The 26,408-nt window shown below is 71.1% G+C and carries 26 protein-coding genes; 16 read left to right on the forward strand and 10 right to left on the reverse strand.

The genetic code is table 11. The features are described 5' to 3' along the window. Nucleotides 1–67 precede the first annotated feature (67 nt). From ACZ6TI_RS07075 to ACZ6TI_RS07090, 4 genes are all read right to left on the reverse strand, one after another. Nucleotides 68–2,023, reverse strand: a complete 1,956-nt coding sequence (locus ACZ6TI_RS07075; RefSeq protein ID WP_465344059.1) for an MFS transporter — start codon at nt 2,021–2,023, stop codon at nt 68–70. Between the two features lies 1 nt (nt 2,024). Then, nucleotides 2,025–5,534: an ATP-binding protein gene (locus ACZ6TI_RS07080; RefSeq protein WP_465344304.1), complete on the reverse strand. Its 3,510-nt coding sequence runs from the start codon at nt 5,532–5,534 to the stop codon at nt 2,025–2,027. Nucleotides 5,535–5,703: 169 nt separating this feature from the next. After that, nucleotides 5,704–6,066: a hypothetical protein gene (locus tag ACZ6TI_RS07085; protein ID WP_465344060.1), complete on the reverse strand. Its 363-nt coding sequence runs from the start codon at nt 6,064–6,066 to the stop codon at nt 5,704–5,706. Between the two features lie 2 nt (nt 6,067–6,068). Next, a complete protein-coding gene (locus tag ACZ6TI_RS07090; protein WP_465344061.1) occupies nt 6,069–6,362 on the reverse strand; it encodes a hypothetical protein in 294 nt (97 codons plus the stop codon). A gap of 366 nt (nt 6,363–6,728) precedes the next feature. Between ACZ6TI_RS07090 and folP the strand changes: the two genes are divergently transcribed. From folP to ACZ6TI_RS07125, 7 genes are all read left to right on the forward strand, one after another. After that, nucleotides 6,729–7,556: a dihydropteroate synthase gene (gene folP / locus ACZ6TI_RS07095; protein WP_465344062.1), complete on the forward strand. Its 828-nt coding sequence runs from the start codon at nt 6,729–6,731 to the stop codon at nt 7,554–7,556. After that, nucleotides 7,553–7,918, forward strand: a complete 366-nt coding sequence (gene folB, locus ACZ6TI_RS07100; protein ID WP_465344063.1) for a dihydroneopterin aldolase — start codon at nt 7,553–7,555, stop codon at nt 7,916–7,918. The genes folP and folB overlap by 4 nt, the downstream gene beginning before the upstream one ends. Further along, nucleotides 7,915–8,445: a 2-amino-4-hydroxy-6-hydroxymethyldihydropteridine diphosphokinase gene (folK, locus tag ACZ6TI_RS07105; protein WP_465344064.1), complete on the forward strand. Its 531-nt coding sequence runs from the start codon at nt 7,915–7,917 to the stop codon at nt 8,443–8,445. The genes folB and folK overlap by 4 nt, the downstream gene beginning before the upstream one ends. A gap of 49 nt (nt 8,446–8,494) precedes the next feature. Further along, nucleotides 8,495–8,974: a DUF3180 domain-containing protein gene (locus tag ACZ6TI_RS07110; RefSeq protein ID WP_465344305.1), complete on the forward strand. Its 480-nt coding sequence runs from the start codon at nt 8,495–8,497 to the stop codon at nt 8,972–8,974. Nucleotides 8,975–9,076: 102 nt separating this feature from the next. Then, nucleotides 9,077–10,318: an ABC transporter permease gene (locus ACZ6TI_RS07115; protein ID WP_465344065.1), complete on the forward strand. Its 1,242-nt coding sequence runs from the start codon at nt 9,077–9,079 to the stop codon at nt 10,316–10,318. A gap of 19 nt (nt 10,319–10,337) precedes the next feature. Then, nucleotides 10,338–10,622 carry a hypothetical protein gene (locus ACZ6TI_RS07120; protein WP_465344066.1) on the forward strand — a complete coding sequence of 95 codons (285 nt, stop codon included), beginning with the start codon at nt 10,338–10,340 and terminating at the stop codon, nt 10,620–10,622. A 48-nt stretch (nt 10,623–10,670) separates the two neighbouring features. Beyond that, entirely contained in the window at nt 10,671–11,162 is a 492-nt protein-coding gene (locus ACZ6TI_RS07125; RefSeq protein ID WP_465344067.1) for a hypothetical protein, read from the forward strand. A gap of 91 nt (nt 11,163–11,253) precedes the next feature. On the opposite strand, the gene ACZ6TI_RS07130 is transcribed toward ACZ6TI_RS07125, so the two are convergent. From ACZ6TI_RS07130 to ACZ6TI_RS07145, 4 genes are all read right to left on the reverse strand, one after another. Beyond that, nucleotides 11,254–12,267: an ABC transporter permease subunit gene (locus tag ACZ6TI_RS07130; RefSeq protein WP_465344068.1), complete on the reverse strand. Its 1,014-nt coding sequence runs from the start codon at nt 12,265–12,267 to the stop codon at nt 11,254–11,256. Next, nucleotides 12,264–13,154: an ABC transporter ATP-binding protein gene (locus ACZ6TI_RS07135; RefSeq protein ID WP_465344069.1), complete on the reverse strand. Its 891-nt coding sequence runs from the start codon at nt 13,152–13,154 to the stop codon at nt 12,264–12,266. Before ACZ6TI_RS07135 ends, ACZ6TI_RS07130 begins: the two co-directional genes overlap by 4 nt. Next, a complete protein-coding gene (locus ACZ6TI_RS07140) occupies nt 13,151–13,540 on the reverse strand; it encodes a GntR family transcriptional regulator (protein WP_465344070.1) in 390 nt (129 codons plus the stop codon). The genes ACZ6TI_RS07135 and ACZ6TI_RS07140 overlap by 4 nt, the downstream gene beginning before the upstream one ends. 65 nt (nt 13,541–13,605) lie before the next feature. Continuing rightward, entirely contained in the window at nt 13,606–14,619 is a 1,014-nt protein-coding gene (locus tag ACZ6TI_RS07145) for an ABC transporter ATP-binding protein (RefSeq protein ID WP_465344071.1), read from the reverse strand. Between the two features lie 2 nt (nt 14,620–14,621). Here ACZ6TI_RS07145 and ACZ6TI_RS07150 point away from each other — a divergent pair, with 2 nt between their 5' ends. The 4 genes from ACZ6TI_RS07150 (at nt 14,622) to ACZ6TI_RS07165 (ending at nt 18,837) form a co-directional block, all read left to right on the forward strand. Further along, entirely contained in the window at nt 14,622–15,341 is a 720-nt protein-coding gene (locus ACZ6TI_RS07150) for an ABC transporter permease (protein WP_465344072.1), read from the forward strand. Then, complete coding sequence (locus tag ACZ6TI_RS07155) at nt 15,338–16,057, forward strand: ABC transporter permease (protein WP_465344073.1); 720 nt, start codon at nt 15,338–15,340, stop codon at nt 16,055–16,057. The genes ACZ6TI_RS07150 and ACZ6TI_RS07155 overlap by 4 nt, the downstream gene beginning before the upstream one ends. A 147-nt stretch (nt 16,058–16,204) precedes the next feature. Next, nucleotides 16,205–17,200, forward strand: a complete 996-nt coding sequence (locus ACZ6TI_RS07160) for a glycine betaine ABC transporter substrate-binding protein (RefSeq protein ID WP_465344074.1) — start codon at nt 16,205–16,207, stop codon at nt 17,198–17,200. 98 nt (nt 17,201–17,298) lie between these two features. Continuing rightward, nucleotides 17,299–18,837, forward strand: coding sequence for a hypothetical protein (locus ACZ6TI_RS07165; RefSeq protein WP_465344075.1), 1,539 nt, complete (start codon nt 17,299–17,301; stop codon nt 18,835–18,837). Nucleotides 18,838–18,846: 9 nt separating this feature from the next. Here ACZ6TI_RS07165 and ACZ6TI_RS07170 read toward each other — a convergent pair whose 3' ends face one another. Further along, the gene (locus tag ACZ6TI_RS07170) at nt 18,847–19,932 is read right to left on the reverse strand and encodes an NADH-quinone oxidoreductase subunit D (RefSeq protein WP_465344306.1); all 1,086 of its coding nucleotides are present in this window, start codon (nt 19,930–19,932) and stop codon (nt 18,847–18,849) included. Nucleotides 19,933–19,985: 53 nt separating this feature from the next. Next, nucleotides 19,986–20,921 (reverse strand): SAM-dependent methyltransferase, encoded by a 936-nt coding sequence (locus tag ACZ6TI_RS07175; RefSeq protein ID WP_465344307.1) that lies wholly within the window; start codon nt 20,919–20,921, stop codon nt 19,986–19,988. Nucleotides 20,922–21,049: 128 nt separating this feature from the next. Between ACZ6TI_RS07175 and ACZ6TI_RS07180 the strand changes: the two genes are divergently transcribed. The 5 genes from ACZ6TI_RS07180 (at nt 21,050) to nadC (ending at nt 26,293) form a co-directional block, all read left to right on the forward strand. Then, nucleotides 21,050–21,910, forward strand: coding sequence for a DUF2520 domain-containing protein (locus ACZ6TI_RS07180; RefSeq protein ID WP_465344076.1), 861 nt, complete (start codon nt 21,050–21,052; stop codon nt 21,908–21,910). Nucleotides 21,911–21,927: 17 nt separating this feature from the next. Beyond that, the gene (gene panC / locus ACZ6TI_RS07185) at nt 21,928–22,755 is read left to right on the forward strand and encodes a pantoate--beta-alanine ligase (RefSeq protein WP_465344077.1); all 828 of its coding nucleotides are present in this window, start codon (nt 21,928–21,930) and stop codon (nt 22,753–22,755) included. Nucleotides 22,756–22,822: 67 nt separating this feature from the next. Then, nucleotides 22,823–23,728 (forward strand): septum formation family protein, encoded by a 906-nt coding sequence (locus tag ACZ6TI_RS07190; RefSeq protein WP_465344078.1) that lies wholly within the window; start codon nt 22,823–22,825, stop codon nt 23,726–23,728. A gap of 61 nt (nt 23,729–23,789) precedes the next feature. Further along, nucleotides 23,790–25,436, forward strand: a complete 1,647-nt coding sequence (locus tag ACZ6TI_RS07195) for an L-aspartate oxidase (protein ID WP_465344079.1) — start codon at nt 23,790–23,792, stop codon at nt 25,434–25,436. Then, nucleotides 25,433–26,293, forward strand: coding sequence for a carboxylating nicotinate-nucleotide diphosphorylase (gene nadC / locus ACZ6TI_RS07200; protein WP_465344080.1), 861 nt, complete (start codon nt 25,433–25,435; stop codon nt 26,291–26,293). The genes ACZ6TI_RS07195 and nadC overlap by 4 nt, the downstream gene beginning before the upstream one ends. Nucleotides 26,294–26,408: the final 115 nt, after the last annotated feature.

Raw genomic sequence — 26,408 nt, forward strand, 5'->3', positions numbered from 1 at the left:
CCACACCCCACCGCGACCGGAACAGTCCGGTGAGCCCGCGCTCCAGAAACCGAGACGCCATCCGCGATCACTTGGCTTCGGTGCGAATGCGCGGCGAGGACGGCTCGCTCGTGGTGCTCTGGGTCTCCGGACGGTAGATCGCGAAGGAGGACGGGCGTTCGGTGACGTCCGGCTCCGACCAGGTGGAGGGTCGGCGCGGGCGAGCCGGTCCGGTGGCGCTGCGCTGAGCCGTTGCGGGCTGCGCCTCCTCGCGAGTGGTCTCCTTGCCGTCTGGGCGTCCCGCGGGCGACGAGCCTCCCTGGGCCGGGCTCGAGGTGAGCGCGGCCCGGTTCGCCGCAGCGTGGGCCGGATCTTCGAGCCGGGCCTCCGGGCGCAGATTCGTCTGTTCCACGAAGACGGTCCGCCGGTCCTTGCTGCCGATCACCGGCTCGCGGGTGCCGCCGCCCTCGGCGACCTCCAGCTTGCTGGCCTCGCGCATGTCCCGGAAGAACCGCCGGTGCCACGAGCCCGCCGAGGCGATCGCCCGGGTGCTGTCCTTCCCGCCGAGCTGAGTGATGCGCCGATACGGCCGCAGCAACAGCCAACCCACCACGCCGACCAACCAGACCAGAACGACCTGCAGCCAGCCGGCCAGGCTGGCAGTGTTCATGATCAGATCGACCGCGAACAGGTAGATGGCCGCGCCGGTGCCGAAGATCGCGATGTTGAAGATCGCCGCGACCACGGCGTTGCCGAGCCGGCGGATGCCGGAGCTGGCCGGACGCAACAGCCCGACAGTGCCAAGAATCGGCGCGGCGATGACCGCCCACCGGAAGATCAGGAAGCCGAGCAGCACCAACAGGGAAGCCGTCAGATCGAACATGGCGAACATCGCGGCGGCGAGCATCGCGATGAAGCCGGAGCCGATCCGGTCCATCCCGTTGACGCCCTTGAGGTATTCGTAGGCTTCCGGGTCTTCCTTGCTGATCTGCTCGGCGACCTTCTGCCACTGGATCCGCTTGCGTTCCAAGGTGGCATCGCGGGTATCGGGGTTGTCGCGCAGCTTCTGCGCGTCTTCCCAAGAGATAGAACGAGCGTCATAGAGAGCCGGGCCATACTTCTTCGCCGTGTCACTGTCCGCAGATCCGAGCAGACCCCGAAGCCAGTTGCGATAGAGCATCGTCTCGGTGGCCGTATCGCTGGCCCGGACCGCTGGCGGACGGTTGTCTTTGCACGCCTGCGGGCCTAGCGAACATCCGGCGGGAGGCGCCGCCGGCCGAGGTCCCACCGCATCGTGCACGACGGCAAGCGTGGTGATCAGGCTTTGGTCGGCGATGTTCGCGGATCGCACCGGCCAGGCCGCAATGGCGGTCACCGCCACCATTACCAAGATCGCCCACCCGGCGGTGGTTGTTGCGGCACCCATCTCAGCCTGCTGCGATCGCCAGATCAAATAGAGACCGACGACCGCAAGCGTGATCACACCGAAGACGCTGAAGACCTTTTCGTAGACCGCCTTCGTCGCTTGTTCGACCAGTGGATCCGCCCAACCCCACAGCGTCTGCGGGTCCCACGCCCGCTCGCGCATCGCGTTGGACGCGCCGATCACCGCGGTGGCCAGCATAAACTCACCGTTTGCGACTGTTGTTTCGAACTTGTATTCGGGGTCGATCAGCGTCGACGCGCAGCCGTTCTCCAAGTCATAGGTTGTGTAGCTGTAGCCCGCATAGCCGTAGTCGCTGTAGAGACCCGGAAAACTGTTGGCGGTCGACGACTTCGGTCGCTCGGCGAACCATCCGGCCAGCCCGGAATCCGGCCGACTCGGCGTCGGCGGGTTGAGGCATTGGGCGCGCCCTTCTCCGACCTCGGCCAGTCGATCTACACAGCCCTTGAGGTCCTTCCGCCACTCCTCGACGCTGCAGGCGCCGCCGGGCGCTCGCTGCGGCGCGGCGCTGGCCGTGGACGGCATTGCCACCGCCCACGCGATCGACGCCACCGCCGCCACCAGCACGGTCAGCACCGCCGCCATCGCCCGCCGCACCATCTCAACCCTCCAGGTCGGACATGCTCGGAAGCGCCGTCGGAGCAGCCTGCGCCACCGCCGGCGTGGTGTCCAGGTGGTCGAGCAGCCCGTCCACGTATGACACGTCAACTCGGACTTTCTGCACCCGCCCGTCGACGTCACGCATCACGAACTCGCGGAAGCCCAGCCGGTGCGACGATGACGCGTCCACCTGGGACAGCGAGGCGAGCGTGGCTTCGTAACCGTCGTGCACCGGCACCCGCAGCAGCCGCAACGCCTCGGACGCGATCTCCTGGTCCTCGGCGATCCGGCCGACGAACACCGTGGACACCAGGTTTTGCACGTCGAGCCCGAGGATGTCGCGCGGGTTCTGCGAGGCGACCAGCGCGGCCAGGTTCCACTTGCGGGAGTCACGGGCCAGCCGCACCAGGAACGACCGGCCGGACCGCCAGCCCTCCATGAAGTGCGCCTCGTCCAGGCCGACCATCTTGCGCGAGGACATCGAGCCGCCGTAGCAGCGCCGGACCGCCAAGCGATGCGCGGTGTGCAGCATCGGAAGCGCCAGGGACTCCTCGGCCGACCAGTACTCACGCTCGATCTTGAGGTCCGGCAGCCGCAGCCCGGCCATGGTGATCACGGTCAGCGCGGCGTCGGCGCCCAGCAGGTGCTTCGGCGGCGAGCCGAAGAACAGCAGCGCCAGCGGCATCTCGGCGGTGTCCAGGAGCAGGTTGGCCAGCTCCTTGCCGTCGTCGTCCAGGCCCTGCAGGGTGCGCACCACGTCATCCAGAGTGGATGTCTCCTCGGCCGGCACCTGCCGCACCGCGTGCCGCAGCAGCGTCGCGGTGGTCGCCTCTTTGGCCACCTGCGGGGGCACCAGCATCGAGCAGATGTCCTGCACCAGCATCCGCCGCTCGGCGCGCGCGTTGGACACCGCGATCTCGAACTCGCGGTCACCGCCCGGCCCGGCGGCGAACTCGGTGCGGATCGGCGTCGGGATCAGCGCGTACGGCGCCAGCGTGCCCTGCTCGGAGCCGGTCAGGTTGAGCACCCGCGAATATGGCCGCAGCTCCGGCATCGAGCACAGCCGGGCCAGCGGGCCGGACGGGTCGAGCAGCGTCACCTGCACACCGCGGCGGGCGTTCAGATAACCCAGCGCACCCATCAGGGTCGACTTGCCACCGCCGGGCTCGGCCACGAACACGCCCAGCCCGGACCGCTCGCGCACCTCCATCGGGAAGTGCAGGTCGAGGAAGACCGGCCGCCGGCACGTCCCGGAGGTGCGGCCGATCAGGTCACCGCGCCGGTCGCCGACCGTCGAGGCGGCCTGTGGCAGCGCCGCGGCCAGCAGCTTCACCGGCATCCGGCGCACGTAACCGGTATTGGCGATCGGTTCGCCGGGGATGAACTCGCGCGCCAGCTGATCCTGGTTCTTGGGGTGCTGCAGCGAGATCCGGAGCTCCCGCGAATAAAGCTGGATCAGGCGACGGGCTCTTTCCAAACATTCTTCCCGGGTACGCCCACCGACCGCGATCCGATGCCAGCCGTGTGCGCGGGCCGACTCCACCGGCAGCCCGGTCGTCATCTCGTCGCCGATCACCAGCGCCCGCTTGGCCAGTCGTTCCAGCTCCGGCGGGGCGTCGATGCCGTGCTCCGCATAATCCAGCTGCTGTGAGCGGATCATCCGCAGGCGGTGCTCGAGATTCTTGAACGAGCTGCCCGACCCGAGGATGTCGATCCGCGAGGACAGCTCCATCGGCCACGGCAGCCGCTCGTGGAAGTGCATCCACGGCTCGTGCTTCTCGGGGATCTCCAGCGGCTCCATCCGGCCCACCGACAGCACTGCGACGTGCCGCTCCTCGCCGGTCATCCGATTCACCAGCTTGACCGTCGACCCGTACGGCGTGCGGTAACGCTCCACCTGCTCGGTCAGCGCCAGCAGGTCGCCGGAGTCCCACTGCCCGCTGGTCACCGGGGACAGTGGCCCGGGCGGCGCCATGCACAGCGCCACCGACCGGAAGAGCAGCCACTCGAGCTCCTGCGGGGTGACCCGGCGCCCGCGCATGCCGAACGCGTTCAGCACCTCGTCGAACTGCTCGACCGTGCGGCCGAGCTTGCGCCGCTCGCCGTCGGACGTGCCCTTGCCGAAGACCCGCAGGATCCGCTCGGAGAAGGTGTCACCGAGCGACCGCCGGGCGAACGTCACGCCCAGATAGGTCTGACCCTCGGCGTGGTTGACCGACAGCAGGTGCCGCTGGGCCGCGACCAGGTGGTCCGACCAGGACGTCGCGCCGGTCACGTCGGGCAGCGGCTTGGCCGTCATCGAGTCGACTGTGCGCGCCCACTCGTCGGCCGGGAACGGCCGGTTGGTGCGCCGCAGGTGCAGCCGGAACCCGGCCAGGCCGGCGTATTGCTCGGAGATCGCGGAGAGCAGCGCCTCGCGCTCGGCGTCCGGCCGGAAGGCCCAGCGCACCTCGGGCAGCGAGTACCACGCGGTCACCGTGGACTGGGTGAAGGTCAGGTGGCCGGCGATCTCGGTGATCTCGAGCTCGATCGACGGGTCCCGGTCGCTGAACTTGATCTTGTTGGGCTTCAGCGGCGCCGGCTTGACGTCCTTTTGCCGCACCGCGGGCAGGTTCTCCGGCTCGTCGCGCTTCCGGCGCCGCTTGGCGGGTGCCTTCGTCTTCTGCTTGGCCGGGGACTTCTCCGGCATCGTGGCCGGCAGCTCGGCCGGCGGCGCGGCCTCGACCAGGGCTTGCGAGGGCTGCTGGCGGGGCTGCGCGAAATCGAGGTCGAACTCCGCGGCCGGCGCCCGCGCGGGCACCTGGGTGACACCGGGAGCCGGCGTGGCAACCGTCTGCCACAGCGGCGGCGTCGAGACCGGCGGCGCGGAGACCGGCTGGCTGGAGACGGGCTGGCTGGAAACGGGCCGGCTGGAGACCGGGAAGCCGGAAACGGGCTGGCTGGAGACCGGCTGGCCGGAGACCGGGTGACTGGAGACCGGGTGACTGGAGACCGGGTGACTGGAGACCGGCTGAGCCGAGATCGGCGACGCGGCGGGGTGCACCTCGTCCGGCCAGTCGTCGTAGTCGGACTCCGGAGCATCCGGCTCCTCGTAGCCGGCCCGCGGGACCGGCGCGGGAGCCACTGGCGGCTCGTTCATCGCCGTCGGCTGCACCGCCGGAGCGATCGGCTCGGGCTCCACCACGGGCGGCGAGATCTCGACCGGCCGCGCCGAGGCGCCCGGACCGGGATCGGTGTCCGCGTCCCCGGGAGCCGGCGCGGTGCGAGCCGCTCCGGCCGGTGGCTGTTCCGCGAAGTCGAACCCGAAATCGAACTCGTCGTCGTGCGGGTCGGCCGGCGCCGGCTCGCCCGGCGGGGCCTGCGCCGGAGCCGGCGCGCCGCCGAACAGATCGAGGAACGGCGAGTCGATGTCCATCGAGCTGTCCAGGGCCGGACCGCCGTTCGTGCGTGGCCGGAGCGGTTGTGGCGCCTGGAAGACGCCGACCGCCCCGTGGCCGGGGGTCGTCACCAACTCGGTGTCGGGGGAGTTGAACTCATTAGAGGCATCGTCTGCGTAATCGTCTGAACGCACACCGTTACTTTGCCTGGCCGACTTGGATGCTCCGGCACGGGGACGTCCCGGCGGAGGGGATGTGGTCATGAACCGGCCCCACTCGGGCGCGCTGCGGGACGGTGGATGGTCATACCAGCTCCTCCCGGATCCGGATGCGCGAAGCGACGAGGCGGGGGTCGCGCTGCTCGACCGCGGGCTCGCGGGTGCGCTTCCAGTCGGTCAGCGCGGTCCGGATGACCATCCGGGCGGGCCGATCGGGGTCCACGTGCCGGAACACATATGACGTGGTGACCATCGCGAGGGCGATCTCCCAGGCAGGGAAGGGATCGAATTCGAAGGTAATCAAATAATGCAAGAACATGAAAAGCGGAACAAGAAGGACGAACATCCCATACTGCGCGTACGGCAGGTGCATGGGCAGCGTGTATCCCGGCGGGCCCAGATAGACGAGCCGCGCCCGGTAGATGTCGTCATCCGTGCGTAGGCGCATGACTAGCTGAAGATCAGATCGATCAGGTAGTCGCCCACGAAGAACAGGGTCGCGGCGCCGGCGATGAACGCGAGGCCGACGATGGCGATCGCGGAGCTGGTCAGCACCTTGGAGATCTCACCGCGGCTGGCCCGGCCGATGAAGATGACGCCGAGCACGGCGAGCAGGATCGGTGCGACGTTGCTGGCGAAGAAGCCGACGACGCCCTCGGTGTTGATCCCCTTGGGCTCGGGCGCGGCCAGAACGGCCTGCTGCAGCACCGTCGCTGCCTGGGTGGCGAGTTCGGTGGCGATCATCAGTAAACCTCCCGGGTGCCCGATCGGAAAGATCGAACACTGCAGTTGTGAAGCCTGACGGCAACCCCATATGGTGCTACTTCCGGCTCTCCCACGTCCAGTGAGCCATTAGGGCATACCTGTCCTGCGCTAGCCCATCTGCTTCCTTCGGTCCTTCAAATGATGCCTGTCCGAAGCGTACGGGCCGTCCTTCTTACCTACAAGCTGCCTGATTCGTTACCCAAGGTAAAGACGTGACTGAACCTGAGTGATCAGGGCCGATCAGCCCGGCAACCTGGGCGATGGTACACACGTTCGAAGATCCAGTGTGGGTACGTTGTGGATGTGCGAGGAGACCGGCTGCTGCACCTGGATCACCCTCTGGTGATGGGGGTCCTCAATGTGACGCCGGATTCCTTCTCCGACGGTGGTTTGTACACCGACATCGATGCGGCGGTTCAGCACGGGGTCCAGTTGTGGCACGACGGCGCGGACATCGTGGACATCGGTGGCGAGTCGACCCGGCCGGGCGCCGAGCGCGTGGACGCGCGTACCGAAGCCTCTCGGGTCGTCCCGGTGGTCTCCGCCCTCGTCGCCGCCGGCGTGCCGACCAGCGTCGACACCACCCGGGCCGAGGTCGCGGCCGCCGCGCTCGAGGCCGGCGCGGCGCTGATCAACGACGTGTCCGGCGGGCTGGCCGACCGCGACATGGCGGGCGTTGTGGCGAAATCCGACTGCCTCTATGTGGTGATGCACTGGCGTGGCCACTCGCGCGACATGGCCGAGCTCGCACACTACGAGGATGTGGTCGCCGAGGTGAAGACCGAGCTGCGCGAACGGGTGGCCGAAGCGGTGGCCGCCGGGATCGCGCCGGAGCGGATCATCCTGGACCCGGGCCTCGGCTTCGCCAAGAACGCGGCGCACAACTGGGCCCTGAGCAGGCATCTCGACGAGCTGATCGAGCTGGGTCAGCCGGTGCTCTTCGCGTCCAGCCGCAAGTCCTATCTGGGGCATCTGCTGTCCGGTCCGGACGGTGCGCCCCGGCCGGTGGGCGATCGCGCCGCGGCCACGCTCGCCACCAACCTGCTCGCGGTCGCCGCCGGCGTCTGGGGAGTGCGCGTCCACGACGTGCGCGCGACCTGCGACGCGGTCGCGGTCTGGCAGGCGACCGGCGCTCCGCGTCTGGCCGGCAACCCCCTTCCCGGTACGCGATGAGCGATCGGATCCGCCTGTCCGGCCTGCGCGTGCGCGGGCGCCACGGCGTCTATGACTTCGAGCGCGCCGACGGGCAGGACTTCGTGATCGACGCCGAGCTGGAGATCGACCTCGCGCCCGCCGCGGCCAGCGACGACGTGACCGACACCGTGCACTACGGCGAGCTGGCGACCCGGCTGGCCGAGATCGTCGCGGGCGAGCCGGTCGACCTGATCGAGACGCTGGCCGACCGGCTGGCCGCCGCCTGCCTGGCCGAGCATCCGCGGGTGGCGGCGGCGACGATCACCGTGCACAAGCCGCAGGCCCCGATCCCGCTGGAGTTCGCGGACGTGGCCGTGGTGCTGCGCCGGAGTCGCCGGTGACCCGCGCCGTCCTGTCGCTCGGCAGCAACCAGGGCGACCGGTACGGCTACCTGCGGCAGGCCGTCGAGCAACTGGGCGAGCACGTGCTGCTGGCCTCCGGCGTGTACGAGACGCCGCCGTGGGGGGACGACACCGCTCAGGCCGCGTACCTCAATGGGGTCCTGCTCGTCGTGGACCCGCAGGCCGGGGCGCGCGACTGGCTGGAGCGGGCACGGGCGTGCGAGAGCGCCGCCGGCCGGGTGCGTGATCCGGAGCGGCGCTTCGGGCCGCGCACCCTCGACGTCGACGTGATCGAGGTGTTCGAGACCGACGGCACGCCGGTGACCAGCGACGATCCGGAACTGACCCTGCCGCATCCCCGCGCGCACCTGCGTGCGTTCGTGCTGAAACCCTGGCTGGACATTCAGCCATATGCGCGACTCACCGGACACGGCTGGGTGACCGACCTGCTCAACCGGCCGGACCTCGCCGCCGACGCGGCAGCGATGACCCCACGGCCCGACCTGGCCCTGGAGGGGTGGCACTAGAGTCGGAGCCGTGAGCAACAATCCGGGCGGGCCGCGGACCGACCCGTCGATGCGGCCGACCAGCGTCTCCGTGCTGATCGTCGCGGGTCTGGTGGCCGCGGCGGCCGGCTGGCTGTTGCTCAGCTTCTTCTACAACGAGTGGCCGCCGCCGCCCTGGCTGCCCGTGATCGTGATCGCGGCGCTCGCGGTCGCCGAGGGCATCCTGGCGCAGAACACGGCGGCCCGGGTGCAACGCAAGCCCGGTGCGCCGCGGGTGGAACCGCTCGCGGTCGCGCGTTTCGCGGTGCTGGCCAAGGCGTCCTCGCTGGCCGGTGCTCTCTATGGCGGTTACTGCGCGGGGTTGCTGGCCTTCTACGGGTTCGAGCCGACCAAGTTCGCCCGCGACTCGGTGCCGGCCGTCGCTGGCGGGGTGATCGCCTCGCTGGCCCTGGTCGGCGCGGCGCTCTGGCTGGAGCGGTCCTGCCGCGTTCCGGAGCGTAACGATCGGGACGACGAGGACGACTCAGACATCCGTCAGGGCCGCGTCTGAGCTGGGCATTCTTAGCTGGGCATTCTCGGCTGGGCACTTGGCCTTGAACCGCTTCGGTGGTAATTCCGTATCCTGACCTGGGGCAAGCGGGCGGAGGCGCAGATGGCGTACGACGAGCAGACCTACCGTCGGCAGGACGAGCAGGAGAGCGACCCGTCGGCATACCGCAACAGCTTCGCCGCGCAGGACTTCCGGCGCCGCGGGCTGGACCCCGACGGCGACCCGACGACCGAGCCGCTGCGCCGCCAGCCGACGTCCGAGGACGACGGCCGCGACCGGATCGGCATCCACATCGGCTGGGAGATCCTGCTGCTCCTGGTGGTCGCCGCGATCGGCTTCCTGCTCTATCGGCTCGAACCGGACGCGCTGCGCCGGCCCGCGCTGGACACCCTGCTCATCTGGGGCACCGCGATCGGCCTGCTCGCGCTGGGCGCCGGGCTGAGCCTGCGCGCCGGGGTCCCCAACCTGGCGCTCGGCCCGATCGCGCTGGCCGCCTCGCTGCACTGGGCCGAGAACGGCGACCAGGGCCTGGTCCAGGGCGCGGTGCCGGCCCTGATCGTGGCCGCGGTCGGCGGGCTGGCGGTGGCTCTGGTGCTGATCAGCCTGCACGTGCCCGGCTGGGCCGCGACGCTGGCGGCCGGCCTGGGCGTGGTGGTCTACAACCAGCTGCGCTCCGGCCCAGTCACCGTGCAGGGCGATCTCGACCCCTCGGACCAGGCGTTCTTCCTGTTCGGCGGGTTCGCGCTGCTGGCCGTGCTGGGTGGCGCGATCGGCACGGTGGCGCCGATCCGGCGCTTCCTGGGCAAGATGCGCCCGGTCGCCGATCCGGCTCGCCGCCGGGGCGCCGGCGCCGCGCTTCCGGTGGTCGTCGCGCTCGTGGTCTCCTCGGTGTTCGCCGTGGTGGCCGGCATCCTGCTGGCCACCGTGCAGCCCGACGTCCCGGTCCAGCCCGGCCCCGGCTTCGAGTGGACCGGCATCGCGATCGGCACCGCGATGATGGCCGGCACCAGCGCGTTCGGCCGGCGCGGCGGGATCTTCGGCACGCTGCTCGCGGTGGCCGCGCTGACCCTCTTCCTGGACTACGAGAACCGGCGGGACTTCGACATCGCGCTCTATGCGATCGCGGCCGGGATGCTCGCCATCGGCCTGGTGGTCACCCGCCTGATCGAGACGTACGGCCGCCCGCAGCCGCTGGGCCAGGACGAGGACTGGCAGAACGCCGCCGCGAGCACCGGGACCACCACGTGGCACCCGGATCAGCCGGAGACCTGGCAGTCACCCGCCGTGCCGACCCAGGCCCGCACCGACCGCTGGGACGACGGTCCCTGGGGTGCGAAGCGATAGCGCCACCTATGCTTGCGGAATGACCTCTGCGAGCTTTGCCGAGCTGGACGCGCTGGACACTGAGCAGTTGCGCGAGCGCGCGTTCGCGAAGGCGCGGGAGCAGCGTGACCTCGGCTTCTTCTGGTCGGTGTTCAAGCACCTGCCGGACTCCGACGAAGCCGCCGCCCTGGACGGCGCGCCCAATTCGATCGGCCCGACGGTCGACGAGGCGGTCGCCCTGTGGCGCGAGCTGACCGGCCACCGCTACGGCGACCAGGAGCCGCTGCTTCGCGCAGCCTTCATCGATTACCTCCAAAAGGACTAATCGATCAGCTTCGTTTGAACCTGAGTGCCCGCTGGGAATTAGCGCGGCATGGCTCTCGGTAACAGATACAAGACCGCGCCCGGTGCGGGCACGCTCGCCGCGCTCATACTCGTCCTGGTCTTCGGCAGTCCCTGGTATCGGGACTGGGCCGCGGACAACACCAACCCCAACACCGCCGGCGGCTGGTGGCTGCGCCTGCTCGGCTGGCCGGCCTGGTTCATCGACGCCGGGGACTCGCTGCGTGAGGTCGTGATCCAGGACCTGCGCGCGATCCTCGTCATCGTGCTGACCCTGATCTTCCTCTATCTGCTGCCCGGCTCCCAGCTGGCCCGGGCGCGCGGCACCATCAGCCAGTTCTTCGCCGGCTGGGGTGCGTACATCTTCGCCTGCGGCTTCGCCGCCCTGCTCACCACGCTGTTCCTGGCCAACCCGACGCTGCTGCGCGCGTTCGAGTCGGCGGGTTCGGGTGCCACCTACGGAATTTTCGTCGGCTGGATCGTCGGCCTGGCCACGCTCGGTGGCCGCAGAGGAACCAGATAGGCCCTCACCCCGGGGTGCCCGGCGTCCGTCCCCCGCCGCCGTGCCCCCGTCGTCGGGCGGCTCCCGCTCCGGAGCCGCCCGACGGAGTGCGTCAGGTCAGCCGGCGGCGCACCCACCAGAAACAGAGCATCGTCAGCAGTCCGGTGACCAGCAGGATCAGGCCCGACTCGATCAGCTGCAGCGGCCAGAACCGGTCCGCCGGCTGGTAGGCGGCCTGCTGACGGAGGTTCTGACTCAACGCCCACTCCTCGCACGCCCGCGGCCCGCCCTTCGCATCGCGACCGCAGACTTGAGGGTCGTAGGGCCCGTCGAACTCCGCGCCGGACGCGGTGACCGTGCGGTTCTCGACCACCCAGGCGCCCGGCTGGTCGAGCTGGGCGATCACGATCATCGAGCCGTCCCCGCTCATCATGAAGCCCTCGAACTCCTGGCCGGGCACCAGTGCCTGGTCGACCCGCACGGGCGGGATCAGGTGCTCCCGGACCATCGTCGGCATCAGCACCTGCACGGCCGCGACCAGCACCAGGGTGAGCGCCATGGCCGCCACGGTGCGGCGCAGGACGGTGCCGATCACCACCCCGAGCACGAAGGCGAAGAGCGCGTACGCCACCGGCACCAGGCCGCGGGCACCGAACAGCTCGGGGATCAGGCGGTTGTCGTAGGCGCGGTCGAACGGCGCCGACCACCAGGTGACGGCAAGGCTGAGCAACCCGGCCACCAGCATCGCGGCGATCGCCCCGGCCAGCAGCTTGACGCCCAGCCAGCGGGTTCGGGTGGTGCTCTGACTCCACACCAGACGGTAGGTGCCGGACTCCAGCTCGCGGGCCACCGTCGGCGCGCCCCAGAAGATGCCGATGATCGCCGGGACGAGGTAGACCGCGGCGAAACCGACCCAGTAGAAGGGGCCGGCCGCGCTGCGGCGGGCACGAAGCAGGAAGTCCTCGGCCTGCTGGGTGCAGCCGGAGGTGCAGTCGGCGAGGCCGGTGGATCGGTAGAGGTCGGCCAGCACCGGCCGGGTGACCAGCAGAGCCACCGCCACCAGGGCCAGGGCGCCGGCCAGCACGGACATCTGGACGCGGAACTGCCGCCAGGCCAGCCAGGTCATCGCTTCCCCTCCAGCACGCGGGCCGGCGCCGGCCGCCGGGCCTCGGTCATGTACACCAGCACCAGGTCCTCCAGGCTGAGTGGCTCCACCGTCCACCAGGGATCGTCGATCGGCGCGGTGCTGCGCACCAGCATCGTGGTCTGCCTCTCGGTGTGGTTCAGGTGCAGCAGTTCCTGGCCGCCAGGCAGGTCGCCGGGCTCGCGGCGGGCGCCGGTCAGGCGATGGTGCTGGGCCAGCAGATCCTCCACGTCGCCGGCCACCCGGATCCGCGAGTCGACCAGCACCACCAGGTGGTCGCAGGTGCGCTCGAGGTCGGCGATGAGATGCGAGGACAGCACCAGGGACGTGCCGTGCTCGGCGGTGTGCTCCATCAGCCCCTGCAGGAACTCGCGCCGGGCCAGCGGGTCGAGGCTGGCCACCGGCTCGTCGAGCAGCAGCAGCTCGGGGCGCTTGGCGACGGCCAGGGTGAGCGCGAGCTGCGCCCGCTGACCGCCGGACAGCCGGCCCGCCTTCTGTTTCGGGTCCAGCCCGAGCCGGTCGATCCGCTCCCGCGCCAGATCGGCGTCCCAGCTCGGGTTGAGCGCGGCGCCCAGCCGCAGGTGCTCGGCGATGGTCAGGTGGGGATAGGTCGGGGTGTCCTGCGCGACGAAGCCGACCTTGGCGGCCTGCGCCGGCCCGCTCGCCGGTCGGCCGCCGAGCACCTCGATCGTGCCCGCGCTCGGCCGCAGCAGACCGCAGGCGAGCTGCAGCAGCGTGGACTTGCCGGCGCCGTTGGGACCGACCAGGCCGACCACTCGACCGGTCGGCACGCTCAGCGTGCAGTCGGTGAGCGCGGGGCGGCGGCCGTAACGCTTGGTCAGCCCGTTGCTGGTGATCGCGGCCGTCATGACCGCGCCTGCGCATGGGCCCGGAACGCGCTGTGGAAGAGAGCCTCGATGCTCTCGTCGTCGAGCCCGGCGGCATGCGCCCGGCCCAGCCATTGATCGAGGTCGGCGCGCAGCGGGGCGTGCGCGGCCAGGGTGTCGTTGCTGAGCGTGCGGGTGACGAAGGTGCCGACTCCGGTGCGGAGCTTGACCAGCCCTTCGAACTCCAGCTCGCGGTAGGCCTTCAGCACGGTGTTCGGATTGATGGCGATCTTGCCGACGACCTCCTTCACGGTCGGCAGCTGATCACCCTCCGAGAGCAGGCCCAGCCGCAGGGCGCGGCGGACCTGATGGATGAGCTGCATGTACGGCGCTACCCCGGAGCGTGCGTCCAGGTGAAACTCGATCACGGCGGCCTCCACTGACTAAAGTGCTAAGAAACTAGCACCCTAGTTGAATGCGACGGGACCCGCCGTCACGCCAGCGCCGAAGCCTCCTGGTTGGGGACCTCGAAAATGGCCGAACGGGAGACCGTGCCGATCGGCTTGCCGTGCTCGACCACCACCACGTTCAGCGAGTCGGCGGTGAGCATCGCGGCCAGCGCGTCGTAGAGCGTGCCCTCGGCGTCGACGGTCGGCAGCCGCTCGATGTCCTCGATCTGGCCCAGCGGACGCACCGCGTCGCGCACCGGCGTCACGGTCAACCGGCGGATGCCCCGGTCGGCGCCCACGAAGTCGCGGACGGTGTCGGAGACCGGGTTGCCCAGGAGCTCGGGGGGTGACGCGTACTGCAGCAGCCGGCCACCCTCGCCGAGCACGGCGATCCGGTCGCCGAGGCGTACCGCCTCATCGATGTCGTGGGTGACCAGCACGATGGTCTTGCGAACCGCGGCCTGCAACCGCAGGAACTCCTCCTGCAGCCGGCCCCGCACGATCGGGTCCACCGCGGAGAACGGCTCGTCCATGAGCAGCACCAGCGGGTCCGCGGCGAGCGCCCGGGCCACCCCGACGCGCTGGCGCTGACCGCCGGAGAGCTCGTTGGGGTAACGGCCGCCGAAGCGTTTCGGGTCGAGCCCGACCAGTTCCAGCAGCTCGTTCGCACGGTCGGTGGTGCGTTTCCGGTCCCAGCCCAGCAGACGTGGCACCGTGCCGACGTTGGTGCGGATGTTCTGGTGCGGGAAGAGGCCGACGTTCTGGATCACATAGCCGATCTGCCGGCGCAGCACCACCGGGTCCTGCTTCGTGACGTCCTCGCCGTCGATCAGGATGCGGCCCTTGGACGGCTCGATCAGCCGATTGATCATCCGGAGCACGGTGGACTTGCCGGAGCCGGACGGCCCGATCAGGACCACCAGCTCGCCGGCCGGCACGTCGAGGCTGATGTCGCCCACCGCCACGGTCCCGTCCGGATAGACCTTCCCCACATCTTCGAGCGTGATCGACGCCGCGCTCCGGCCAGCGCCGGAGTCGTTGATCGCGGTAGCGTCCACGTATGTCCTTCCTGTCGTGGGGCCTGTCGGCTTCCCCGCTGGCCGCGCCCGCCGATGACGGGCCTGGAAATCCCTGGTTCTCGTGGCGTTACGTCCACGACAACGCCGACCTCATTCTCGACAAGCTGAGCTCCCACGCGGTGCTCACCGCGCAGACGGTGATCATCGCTCTCGTGGTCGCCGTGCCGCTAGCGGTCATCGCCTATTGGGTCCGTCCGCTGACCGGGCCGATTCTCGCACTGTCCGGCATTCTCTACACGATTCCGTCGCTGGCCCTGCTGTCGCTGCTCGCGCCCCTGGTCGGCACCACCAGCGTCACCTCCGTGCTGATCGCGCTCGTGCTCTATGCGCTGCTGGTTCTGGTGCGCAACTCGCTGGCCGGCCTGACGCAGGTCCCCGACGAGGTGCGAGACGCCGCCAAGGGCATGGGGTACGGCCGGTTCGGCCGCCTGCTCCGGATCGAGCTGCCGCTGGCCCTGCCCGGCGTCATCACCGGCCTGCGGCTGGCAACGGTGTCCACGGTCGCGCTGGTCACGGTCGGCTCGCTGATCGGTCAGGGCAGCCTCGGCGACCTGATCCTGGGCGGTTTCCGGAACAACTTCTACAAGGCCGAGATCATGACCGGCGCGATCCTCTGCGTGGCCCTCGCGCTGGTGCTGGATCTGCTGCTGGCCGGGCTCGGCCGGCTGCTCACGCCGTGGGCCCGGGGCAGGACGTCATGAACTATTTCGAGCAGGGCTTCGTCTGGCTCAACGACCCGCTGAACTGGACCAACCCCGGCGGCATGCTGGACCGGCTGATCGAGCACCTGACGATCAGCGCGTGGGCGGTGCTGCTCGGCTGCCTGATCGGCTGGCCGATCGGCATCTGGCTGGGCCACCGCGGCCGGGGCGGCGGCGCGGTGATCACCGTGGCCAACCTGACCCTGGCCATCCCCACGCTGGCGCTGCTCACCATCCTGCCGCTCACCCCGCTCGGCTTCGGCCAGCCGCCGGTGATCGTGGCGCTGGCCGTGTTCGCGGTGCCGCCTCTGCTGGCGAACGCATATACCGGGCTGCGGCAGATCGACCCGGAGACCCGGGACGCGGCGAAGGGCATGGGCCTGTCCGGCGGGCAGCTGCTGCGCCAGGTCGAGCTGCCGCTGAGCATTCCCTATCTGGCGGCCGGGCTGCGCACCGCGGCGGTGCAGGTGGTGGCGACCGCCGCGCTGGCCGCGTTCGTCAACGGGGGTGGGCTCGGCGAGATCATCAGCGCCGGCTTCGGGATCGGCATGAGCAACGGCGGCGGCGGTCAGATCGTCGCCGGCGGAATAGTCGTCGCATTGCTCGCGCTGCTGGTGGAGGCGCTGCTGGCCGGCGTGCAGCGGTGGGTCACCCCCAAACCGTTGCGCACCCGGCGACGGCGCCGGGCCAGCGCCGCGGCGGTACCGGCTGGGTAACGGTCGGGTCGCCGACGGAAAAGATGTCACACCCTGCGGGTAGACACGGCAGGGACAACTAAGAGAAACGGGCATCGGCCCCACCGACTGCCCGTCGGACACGCGGCTCGGCCATCGCGGCCGGGCCGGGACACAGAAGGCGGCAGTATGCGTCGACACCTCCTCCTGACGGCCTCTGCCCTGACGGCGGCCGTCGTCATCCTCTCCGGCTGCGGCGGGGCCGGCTCGTCCGGCACCGAGGCCCCGGCCAGCTCCGCCTCGGGCGCCGGCTGTGCCCCCGCGGCCGGCGACACCCTGGTCGTCCTGGAGGACGACAAGAAGCTGCAGAACACGGACAACATCGTCCCCGCGATCAACGCGAAGGCGTCCAGCCCCGAGCTGATCGCCGCGCTCGACAAGGTGTCGGCCGCGCTGGACACCACCAAGCTGATCGCGCTCAACAAGGCGGTCGACATCGACCGCAAGTCGTCCAAGGCGGCGGCGCAGGAGTTCGCGGACGCCAACAGCGTCACGGCCGGCCTGGCCAAGGGCAGCGGCGACATCACCGTCGGCGCGGCCAACTTCAGCGAAAACGCGACGCTCGGCGAGCTCTACGGCATCGTCCTCACCGCGGCCGGGTTCAAGGTCAAGGTGCAGCAGATCGGCAACCGCGAGCTTTACGAGCCCGCTCTGGAAAAGGGCGAGCTCGACGTGGTCCCGGAATACGCGGCCACGCTCGCCACCTTCCTCAACGGCAAGGTAAACGGTGAAAAGGCGGAGGACCCGTCGTCGCCGGAGCTCGACACAACCATGACCAACCTCACCGAGCTGGGCAAGAAGACCGGTCTGGTCTTCGGCAAGGCGTCCAGCGCGCAGGACCAGAACGCGTTCGCGGTGACCACCGCGTTCGCCGACAAAAATGGTCTGAAGACCCTGTCCGACCTCGCCGCCAAGTGCTCGGGCGCGGCCACCGTGCTGGGTGGTCCGCCGGAGTGCCCGCAGCGGCCGAAGTGCCAGGCGGGTCTCGTCTCGACATACAACTTCCAGGCCGGCAAGTTCAGTTCGCTGGACGCCGGCGGACCGCTCACCAAGACCGGCCTGAAGCAGGGCACGATCAGCGTGGGTCTGGTGTTCAGCTCGGACGGCGCATTGGCCGCGGGCTAGGGTTCTTCGCGGCTCGAAGGGCGGCACCGGACATCGTGGGGGCGATGCCCGGTGCCGCCCTTTTCGTCCCGGCTCGGGGGTCGCTACTATCGGCCACCATGTCGACGGACCGGATGGCCGATAACGGGCAGAACGCGCTGCTGCTGCGTGTCCTGGTCTGGGCCGGCGTCGGCCTCGCGCCGGTCGCGGCGCTGATCGTCCTGGTCGGTGGAGCGGGGCAGCCGGCCCGGTTCGGGGTGCTGCTGATCTCGGTGTGCGTGGTGCTGCTCGGTGCCTCGCTGCTGCTGCGCCACGATCCGGTGCTGCTGCGGATGCAGGTCGAGGAACGGGTGGCCGACGAGGTCAGCGTGCTCCGCGAGGAGTTGCGTTCGGAATTCGCCGCGGCTGCGCCGCCGATCCAGCCGACTCAGGTGCGGCCTGCGCAAGCGCGGCCGCCGATGGCGCCGCCGCAGCCCGTCGCGCCGCGCGAGCCGGGGGTTCGCACCGGCGGCCGGGCGGTGGCGGCCGCAGTTTCCGGCTCTCCGGATCCTGGATCACGCACTGGTGGGCGTGCGGTCGCGGGCGCGGTTTCGGGCTCTCCGGATCCCGGTTCGCGCACCGGTGGGCGTGCGGTCGCGGGCGCGGCGGTGCCGGCTCCGACCGGTAATGCGATGTCCGGCAGCCCGGCTGCCGCGGGGTTTGCGGGTGGTGCCGGTGGTCGGGCGGTCGTCGGCGGCGGCATGCCGATTCCACAGAGCATTCCGCCGGTCGGCCCGCCGAGAGCGGCCCGGGTGGCGTCCGCGCCGGGTTGGCCGGACGCCGACCCCGCGCCGCGGATGGCGGCCGGCGGAGGTCCTCGCCAGGCACCGGGGAGCTACCCGGCCGGCGGCCAGGTGCGCCCCGCCGGTGGCGCGGCGCACGTGCCCGGACAGCACGGCCCGCCCCAGGTGCCAGGACAGCATGGCGGCGGTGGGCAGCACGGTCCGGTGCAGATGCCGGGGCGGCAGGGCCCGGCGCAGGTGCCGGGACAGCGCGGTCGTGGCGCTGCCTCCGTTCCGCCGCCGATGGCGCCGGTGTTCCGTCCGCCGCCCGCGGTCGAGACGCCCGCGGTGGGCGGGACCTATGGCGCGCCGCGGCCCGGCCCGCGGCCGCCGCTGCCGGGCCGCCGCCCCGATCATCACGGCCGCCGTGACCTCGAGGACAGCGACAGCTTCGCGCACGCCCCGGGCTATGAGAACAGCTTCGAGGACAGCGGCGACCTGGCGGCCGGCGGCGGCTACGCCAGCGCCGGCTACGGCGATCAGGGCGTCGCATACGGCGGGCAAGGCGGCGTCTACGGCGAGCCGGACGGCGTCTACGGCGAGCACGGCGGCGCCTATGGCGATCAGGGCGGGCGGCGACGAGCCGACGTAACCGCGATCGACCTGGGCTACACCGGCCGACGTGCCAAGCCCGACCCCAACGAGCCGCACGCCCCCGGACCGCACGACCCGCACAACCCGGGCCAGGCAGCCGCCGGCCAGGACGAGGACCTGGGCAACAGCCACTACTGGGAGGCCGGCCTGGGCGAGCCCGCGGCCGGATATCCCGGCTGGGCGGAGGCCGACGAGCGCTACGGCCGGGACTGGCGTGGCCGCGAGGACACCGGCGGCCGGTAGGCGCGGCCGTTACTTGTCGATGTCTCCGACCACGAAGAACATCGAGCCCAGGACGGCGATCAGGTCGGGCACCAGGCAGCCCGGGATCAGCGTGGCCAGGGCCTGCACGTTCGCATAGGACGCGGTGCGCAGCTTGAGTCGCCACGGGGTCTTCTCGCCGCGCGACACCAGGTAGTAGCCGTTGATGCCGAGCGGGCTCTCGGTCCACGCGTAGGTGTGGCCCTCGGGCGCCTTGACCACCTTGGGCAGGCGCACGTTCACCGGCCCGCCGATCGTGTCCAGTTTGTCCAGACACTTGTCGGCCAGGTCGAGGGACACGTACACCTGGTCCAGCAGCACCTCGAAGCGGGCGTGGCAGTCGCCGGCCGTCTTCGTCACCACGGGCACGTCGAGCTGGTCATATGCCAGATAGGGCTCGTCGCGGCGCAGGTCGATGTCCAGGCCGCTGGCCCGCGCGACCGGTCCGGAGGCGCCGTAGCCCGCCGCCTGCTCGGCGGTCAGGACGCCGACTCCGACCGTACGGGAAAGAAAGATGTCGTTCTTTCGAATCAGGTTGTCCAGGTCGGGCATGCGGCGGCGGACCTGGCCGATCGCTTCCCGGGCGCGACGTGTCCAGCCGGCCGGGACCTCCTCCTTGAGCCCGCCGACGCGGTTGAACATGTAGTGGATGCGCCCGCCGGAGACCTCCTCCATGACGGCCTGGATCGTCTCGCGCTCGCGGAACGCATAGAACATCGGCGTGATCGCGCCGATCTCCAGCGGGTAGGAGCCGAGGAACATCAGGTGGTTGAGCACCCGGTTGAGCTCGGCCAGCGCCATCCGCAGCCAGACCGCGCGCTCGGGCACCTCGATGCCCATCAGCCGCTCGACGGCCAGCGCCACGCCCAGTTCGTTGGCGAACGCGGACAGCCAGTCGTGCCGGTTGGCGAGCACGATGATCTGCCGGTAGTCGCGCACCTCGAAGAGCTTTTCCGCGCCGCGATGCATGTAGCCGACGATCGGCTCGCACGCGATCACCCGCTCACCGTCCAGCGTGATCTTGAGGCGGAGCACGCCGTGCGTCGAGGGATGCTGCGGCCCGATGTTCAGCACCATGTCGGCCGTGTCGAGGCCCGCGCCGGTGCCGACGGTCACTTCCCGCAGATCGCTCACCCGAGCATCGTGCCACGCGGGCCCAGCCCGATCGTGTGCAGCAGCCACCAGTGCCCGCCGAGGCCGTCCGGGTCGAGCAGCTCGGCGGCGGCGCCTGCGGTGCTCAACCCGCGCAGATAGCCGGCCGGATCGGTCCGGGCCGTTTCCAGCGACGGCCGGGCGCCGTCGATCCCCAGCGCTTTCAGCGCCTCCCGCTGGGTGCTCATCCGGTACGAGCCACCGCCCGCGACCGCCACCGAGTCCATCGCGACGTGCGCCGTGACATCGCAGGACCGGTCCGGGATCGGCGCGACCTGCCGCCCGTCCCGGAAGCCGGTGAGCGTCCCGAAGGCCGGCCGGTTCTCCCGGGTGTGCCCGTAATCGATAGCGAGCGCCACCCCGCGCCGGACCCGGCTCACCGCATCGGCCCAGGCTTCGTCCCGGCTGCGCCCGATCTCGATCCGCCCGCCGGTCGCCGGCCACCAGCGCGCGGCCCACATCCGATCGGCCGCGTCCAGCGGCGGCCCAGGCCGCTCCTCGCCGGTCACCGGGTCGACCAGAAGTTTGCGCAGCGTCTCGGCGTCGGCGACGTCCAGCGGCACGTTGTCCAGCCATTCGGTGGCCAGCAGGGCGCCGACGATCCCCTCCGGAATGCCCCGCCGCCAGTGGATCCGCGCGTCGAGCCCGGCCGGCCGCGGCGCGCGTTCGACGCCGATCAGGCGAAAGCGCTCGCCCAGACCGGTCAGCGCGGTGAGCAACTCGCCCCGCCCGGCGCCGACGTCGACCACGTCGAAGGTCTCCGGCCGGCCCAGCGTCTCGTCCAGGTCGAGCAGCAACCGCGCCAGCGCCCCCACGAACAGCGGTGACGCGTGCACGCTGGTGCGGAAGTGCCCGGCCGGCCCGGGCTCGTCGCGGACGAAGAAGCCGCCCGGCCCGTAGAGCGCCTTCTCCATCGCGGTGCGCCATCCGTCCACCGCGCCAGGCTAGCCGTGGAGTTGTTCACAGTCCTTGTTTCGGGCCGGTGAAACGGGCGCATACTGGGCGCGACCGGTACCCCTGCAAGAGGACTGGATCTGTTCAGATGAATGCGAAACCCCTGGTCATCGGGGTGGTCGGCGCGGGTCGCGTGGGCGCGGTGCTGGGTGCCGCGCTGGCGGCCGCCGGCCATCGCGTGGTGGCGGCCGCCGCCGTCTCCGCGGCTTCCCGGGCGCGGGCTGCACGCCTGCTGCCACACGCCGCGATCCTGCCCGCCGACGAGGTGGCCCGGGCCGCCGCGGACCTCCTGCTGCTGGCCGTCCCGGACGACGCCCTGCGCGGCGTGGTCGCCGGTCTGGCCGGCACCGGCGCGCTCGCCGAGACCAGGATCGTCGCGCACACCTCCGGCGCACACGGCCTGGCCGTCCTCGGCGACGTCAAGGGCATCGCGCTGCACCCGGCGATGACCTTCACCGGCGAGCCCGACGATCTGCACCGGCTGCCGGGCATCGCCTGGGGAATCACCGCGGACGACAAGCGGTTCGCCACCCGCCTGGTGGCCGACCTGCAGGGCATCCCGGAGTGGATCGCCGAGGACGCCCGCCCGCTCTATCACGCGGCGCTCGCGCACGGCGCAAACCACCTGGTCACCCTGGTCAACGAGGCGGCCGGGCTGCTGCGCGCGGCCGGGGTGGCGCGTCCGGAGGCGGTGCTGCGGCCGCTGCTGACGGCGGCCCTGGACAACGCGCTGCGCCTGGGCGACGCGGCCCTGACCGGCCCGGTCTCCCGCGGGGACGCCGGCACGGTCCGCAAGCACCTGGACCGGCTGCCACCCGAGTCGGCGCCGGCCTATCTGGCGCTGGCCCGCCGCACGGCGGACCGTGCGATCGCGTCGGGCCGGCTGCGTCCCCAGGACGCCACCGAGCTCCTGGACGTCCTCGCTCAACTCCAGAGCGCCATCCGATGACGGCCCGGGAGGGTGCGATGAGTGAGCTGGTGACGTCCAAGGCGGGGCTGGACTCGGCTCGGAAGGCGATGCCCGGGACCGTGGCGGTGGTGATGACCATGGGGGCCCTGCACGACGGGCACCGGGAGCTGATGCGGGCCGCCCGGGCGCACGCCGATCGGCTGATCGTGACGATCTTCGTCAACCCGCTGCAGTTCGGCCCGCAGGAGGATTTCGGGCGGTACCCGCGTACCCTCGAAAAAGATCTTGAGATTTGTGCCGCTGAGCAGGTCGATGTCGTGTTCGCGCCGAGCGTCGACGAGATGTATCCCGATGGCCTGCCGGCGGTCCGGGTGGATGCGGGTGAGCTGGGCGCGATCTATGAGGGCGCCAGCCGGCCCGGGCATTTCACCGGCGTGCTCACCGTCGTCTGCAAGCTGTTGCAGCTCACCCGCGCGCACGTGACGTTCTTCGGCGAGAAGGACTTCCAGCAGCTCGCGCTGGTCCGGCGGATGGTGCGTGACCTGGACATCCCGGTCGAGGTGCGCGGCGTGCCGACGGTCCGGGAGCCGGACGGCCTGGCCCGATCGAGCCGCAATCGCTATCTCTCCGACGACGAGCGCACGGCCGCGCTGACGCTGTCCCGAGCCCTCCATGCAGGTGCGGCTCAGGCCACTGCCGAGAGCGCACTCTCGGCCGCCCACCAGGTCCTTTCCAGCGGTACGGGCGTGGCGCTCGACTACCTGGCCCTGACCGACCCGCTCCTCGGGCCGCCGCCGGTCAACGGTCCCGCCCGCCTGCTGGTGGCCGCCCGGGTCGGCGCGACCCGCCTGATCGACAACGTTCCGCTGGTCTTGGAAAGCTAGGTAGCCGCTGCGGCCGGTCCCTTATGATCGACTAGTCGGACTTGGTCGGTTTGGGGGCCTTCGGGTTATGTGGCGTCGGGTCGTGGGGGCGGCCGCGCTCTGTCTCGCGCTCGGGGTGGCCGGCTGCGGCAATCCCGGCGGCGGCGACGGCGACCTCACCGACCAGTGGGCCGCCATCGGTGCGCCGACCGGATTCACGCCGCTCGCCGACACCTGCCACCTCGCCAACTTCTCCGCCGTCGGCGCCCGCGACGCCTATGAGGAAGTGGACTGCGAGCTCAAGCACCGCACCGAGACGGTGTTCGTCGGGAAATACTCCGATCCCGCCGCCGAGGCCGCCACGCCGCCGTCCGAGGACTCCGCCGCGGCTCGGGCCGCCTATCGGGTGTGTGATGCGCGGACCACCGAATACGTGGGCGCTCCCTGGCGTACCGGTCGGTTCTGGATCGGGGTCACCCACCCGTCGCCGCAGGCCTGGACCGGGGGCGCCCGCTGGTTCCGGTGCGAGGTGCTGGAGATCAGCTCGATCGAGGACGACGGCGGGCTGGTGATGCGGCTCGGGTCGGTCCGGGACGGGCTGAAGAGCGCGGCCGAGGGGCTGCTGCTCTCCTGCTATGCGATCCAGCTGGACACCGCCGGCGCGATCAGCACGATGCCCGCGGCGAGCTGCGCGGGCGAGCACAACGCCGAGTTCGTCGGGGTGTGGGCGGCCGGTGACCTGGCCTATCCGAAGACCGACAAGCAGTGGGCCACCTTCCACGACGGCTGCCGCAAGTTGATCGCCACCTACGTCGACGTGCCGGACGACGCCGACCTGCAGTTCCGCACCGGCGTGGTGTCGCTGCCCGGCGGCGAGGACGTGTGGGCGCTCGGCGATCACGGCGTGCGCTGCTATCTCTGGCTGGACGGCACCGAGCTCACCAGCTCGCTGAAGGGTAAGGGGACCAAGGCGCTACCGGTGCAGTACAAGTAACGGTGCGCACTTTCGCCGCCCTGCTCTCGAATCCGTCGCACCGGCGGGGTTGACTGAGGCCATGTCGCAACCCGCGGATCTCCCGGTGCTGCCCCGCCGTCTCGCCGCTCCGGCGCCCGGCTGGACCGAGACCACCGACGTCCTGGTGGTCGGCTCCGGCGTGGCCGGCCTGACCGCCGCACTCCACCTGCGCGAGCAGGGCCTGCACGTCACCGTGGTGACCAAGGTGAACATCGACGACGGCTCCACGCGCTGGGCGCAGGGCGGCATCGCGGCGGTGCTCGACCCGCTGGACACACCCGAGGCGCACGCCTTCGACACCGAGATCGCCGGGGTCGGGCTCTGCGACCCGCGTGCGGTCCGGGTGCTGGTCGAGGAGGGCCCTTCTCGGGTACGCGAACTGATGCGCCTGGGCGCCGCCTTCGATCGGCATCCCGACGGATCCCTGATGCTGACCCGTGAGGGCGGGCATCGAGCCGACCGCATCGTGCACGCCGGCGGAGACGCCACCGGGGCCGAGGTGCAGCGGGCCCTGCACGAGGCGGTGCACCGCGACCCGTGGATCAAGCTGGTCGAGCACGCGCTGGTCCTCGACCTGCTGCGCGACGCGACCGGGCGGGCGTGCGGGCTCACCCTGCACGTGCTGGGCGAGGGCTCGGAGGACGGCGTCGGCGCCATCCTGTCCCGCGCGGTGGTGCTGGCCACCGGCGGCATGGGCCAGATCTTCGCGTCCACCACCAACCCGGCGGTGTCCACCGGCGACGGGGTGGCGCTCGCGCTGCGGGCCGGCGCCACGGTCACCGACGTCGAGTTCGTGCAGTTCCACCCCACGTCGTTCGTCACCGCCGACCTCAGCTCGGTGCAGCGCCCGCTGATCTCCGAGGCGCTGCGCGGCGAGGGCGCCCATCTGGTCGACGAGACCGGCAAGCGGTTCATGGTGGGTCAGCACGAGCTGGCCGAGCTCGCGCCGCGTGACGTGGTCGCCAAGGGCATCCACCGGGTGCTGCGCGAGACCGGCGCCGACCACGTCTATCTCGACGCCCGCCACCTGGGCAAGGAGTTCCTCGAGGGCCGGTTCCCGACGATCGTGGCGTCCACCCGGGCGGCCGGCATCGACCCGGCCACCGAGCTGATCCCGGTCGCACCGGCCGCGCACTACGCGTCCGGCGGCGTGCGCACCGACCTGCACGGCCGCACCTCGATCCCGGGGCTTTACGCGTGCGGCGAGGTGGCCTGCACCGGCGTGCACGGCGCCAACCGGCTGGCCAGCAACTCGCTGCTCGAGGGCCTGGTCTTCGCCCGCCGGATCGCCGACGACATCGCCCGCGACCTGCCCGAGCAGTCCGAGCCTCGACCCCCGGCGGCCGAGCCGTCCTGGGTGGTGCCCCCGGAGATCCGTCCCGAGCTGCAGCGCGCGATGACCCGCGGCGCCGGGGTGCTGCGCTCGGCCGACTCGCTGGCCGCGACCGCCAAGGAGCTGTCCCGCCTGGGCGAGGACCGCGCCCGCCCGCACAACGCGGCCTGGGAGTCGACGAACCTGCTGACCGTGGCCTCGGCTCTGGTCCTCTCCGCCGCCACCCGCCTGGAGACCCGGGGCTGCCATTGGCGCGAGGACTACCCGACGGCAGCCGACGAGTGGCGCGGCCACCTGCTCGACGCGATCGACCCCCAGGGCCACCTGACCCAGACCTTCGAGGAGATGGCATGACCGCGCTGGAGGGTGTCGACCCGGGTGACGTCGAGCGGGTGGTGTGGACCGCGCTGGCCGAGGATCTCGGCGATCCGCCGCGCGACGTGACCAGCGAGGCCACCATTGCGGGCGGCCAGGTCGACACGGCCGAGCTGGTGGCCCGCGCGCCCGGTGTGGTGGCGGGTCTGCCGGTGGCGGCCGAGGTGTTCGCCGCCACCTCGGGCGGCATGGCCACCTTCGACCAGCGGGTCGAGGAGGGCGCCCGGGTGGTCCGCGGCGACGTGCTGGCGGTGGTGACCGGCCCGACCCGGGCCCTGCTGACCGCCGAGCGCACCGCCCTCAACCTGCTCTGCCGGATGTCCGGGGTGGCCACCCACACCCGCAGGTGGGCGGACGAGCTGGCCGGCACCAAGGCGACCGTGCTGGACACCCGCAAGACCACCCCCGGCCTGCGCGCACTGGAGAAATACGCGGTCCGGGCCGGCGGTGGCACGAACAAGCGGATGGGCCTCTACGACGTCGCGATGATCAAGGACAACCACAAGCTGGCGGCGGGCAGCATCACGGCGGCCCACGACAAGGTGCGCGCGACGTTCCCGGACGTCCCGGTGCAGGTCGAGGTCACCACGCTGGCCGAGGCGGAGGAGGCGGTGAAGGCCGGCGCGACCTTCCTGCTCTGCGACAACATGACTCCCGAGCTGCTGACCGAGGTGGTGCGAGCGGTCGGCGGACGAGCCGAGCTGGAGGCCACCGGCAACCTGACGCTGGCGACGGTCGCGGCATATGCGGCGACGGGCGTCGACTACCTCTCGGTGGGTGGCCTGACCCACTCGTCGCCGATCCTGGACATCGCCATGGACCTTCGACCGCGATGACCCTGCGGGCCGGAGGTGGGTGGGGTGGGTGACCCACCGCCTGGCCGGCGTGTGGTGGCGGGGGTGGGCTGCTGCGGTTGTGGCGGAGGATTGCGCGTAACCATCAAGCGGTTTT

This window comes from Actinoplanes sp. NPDC051388, from assembly GCF_055586225.1.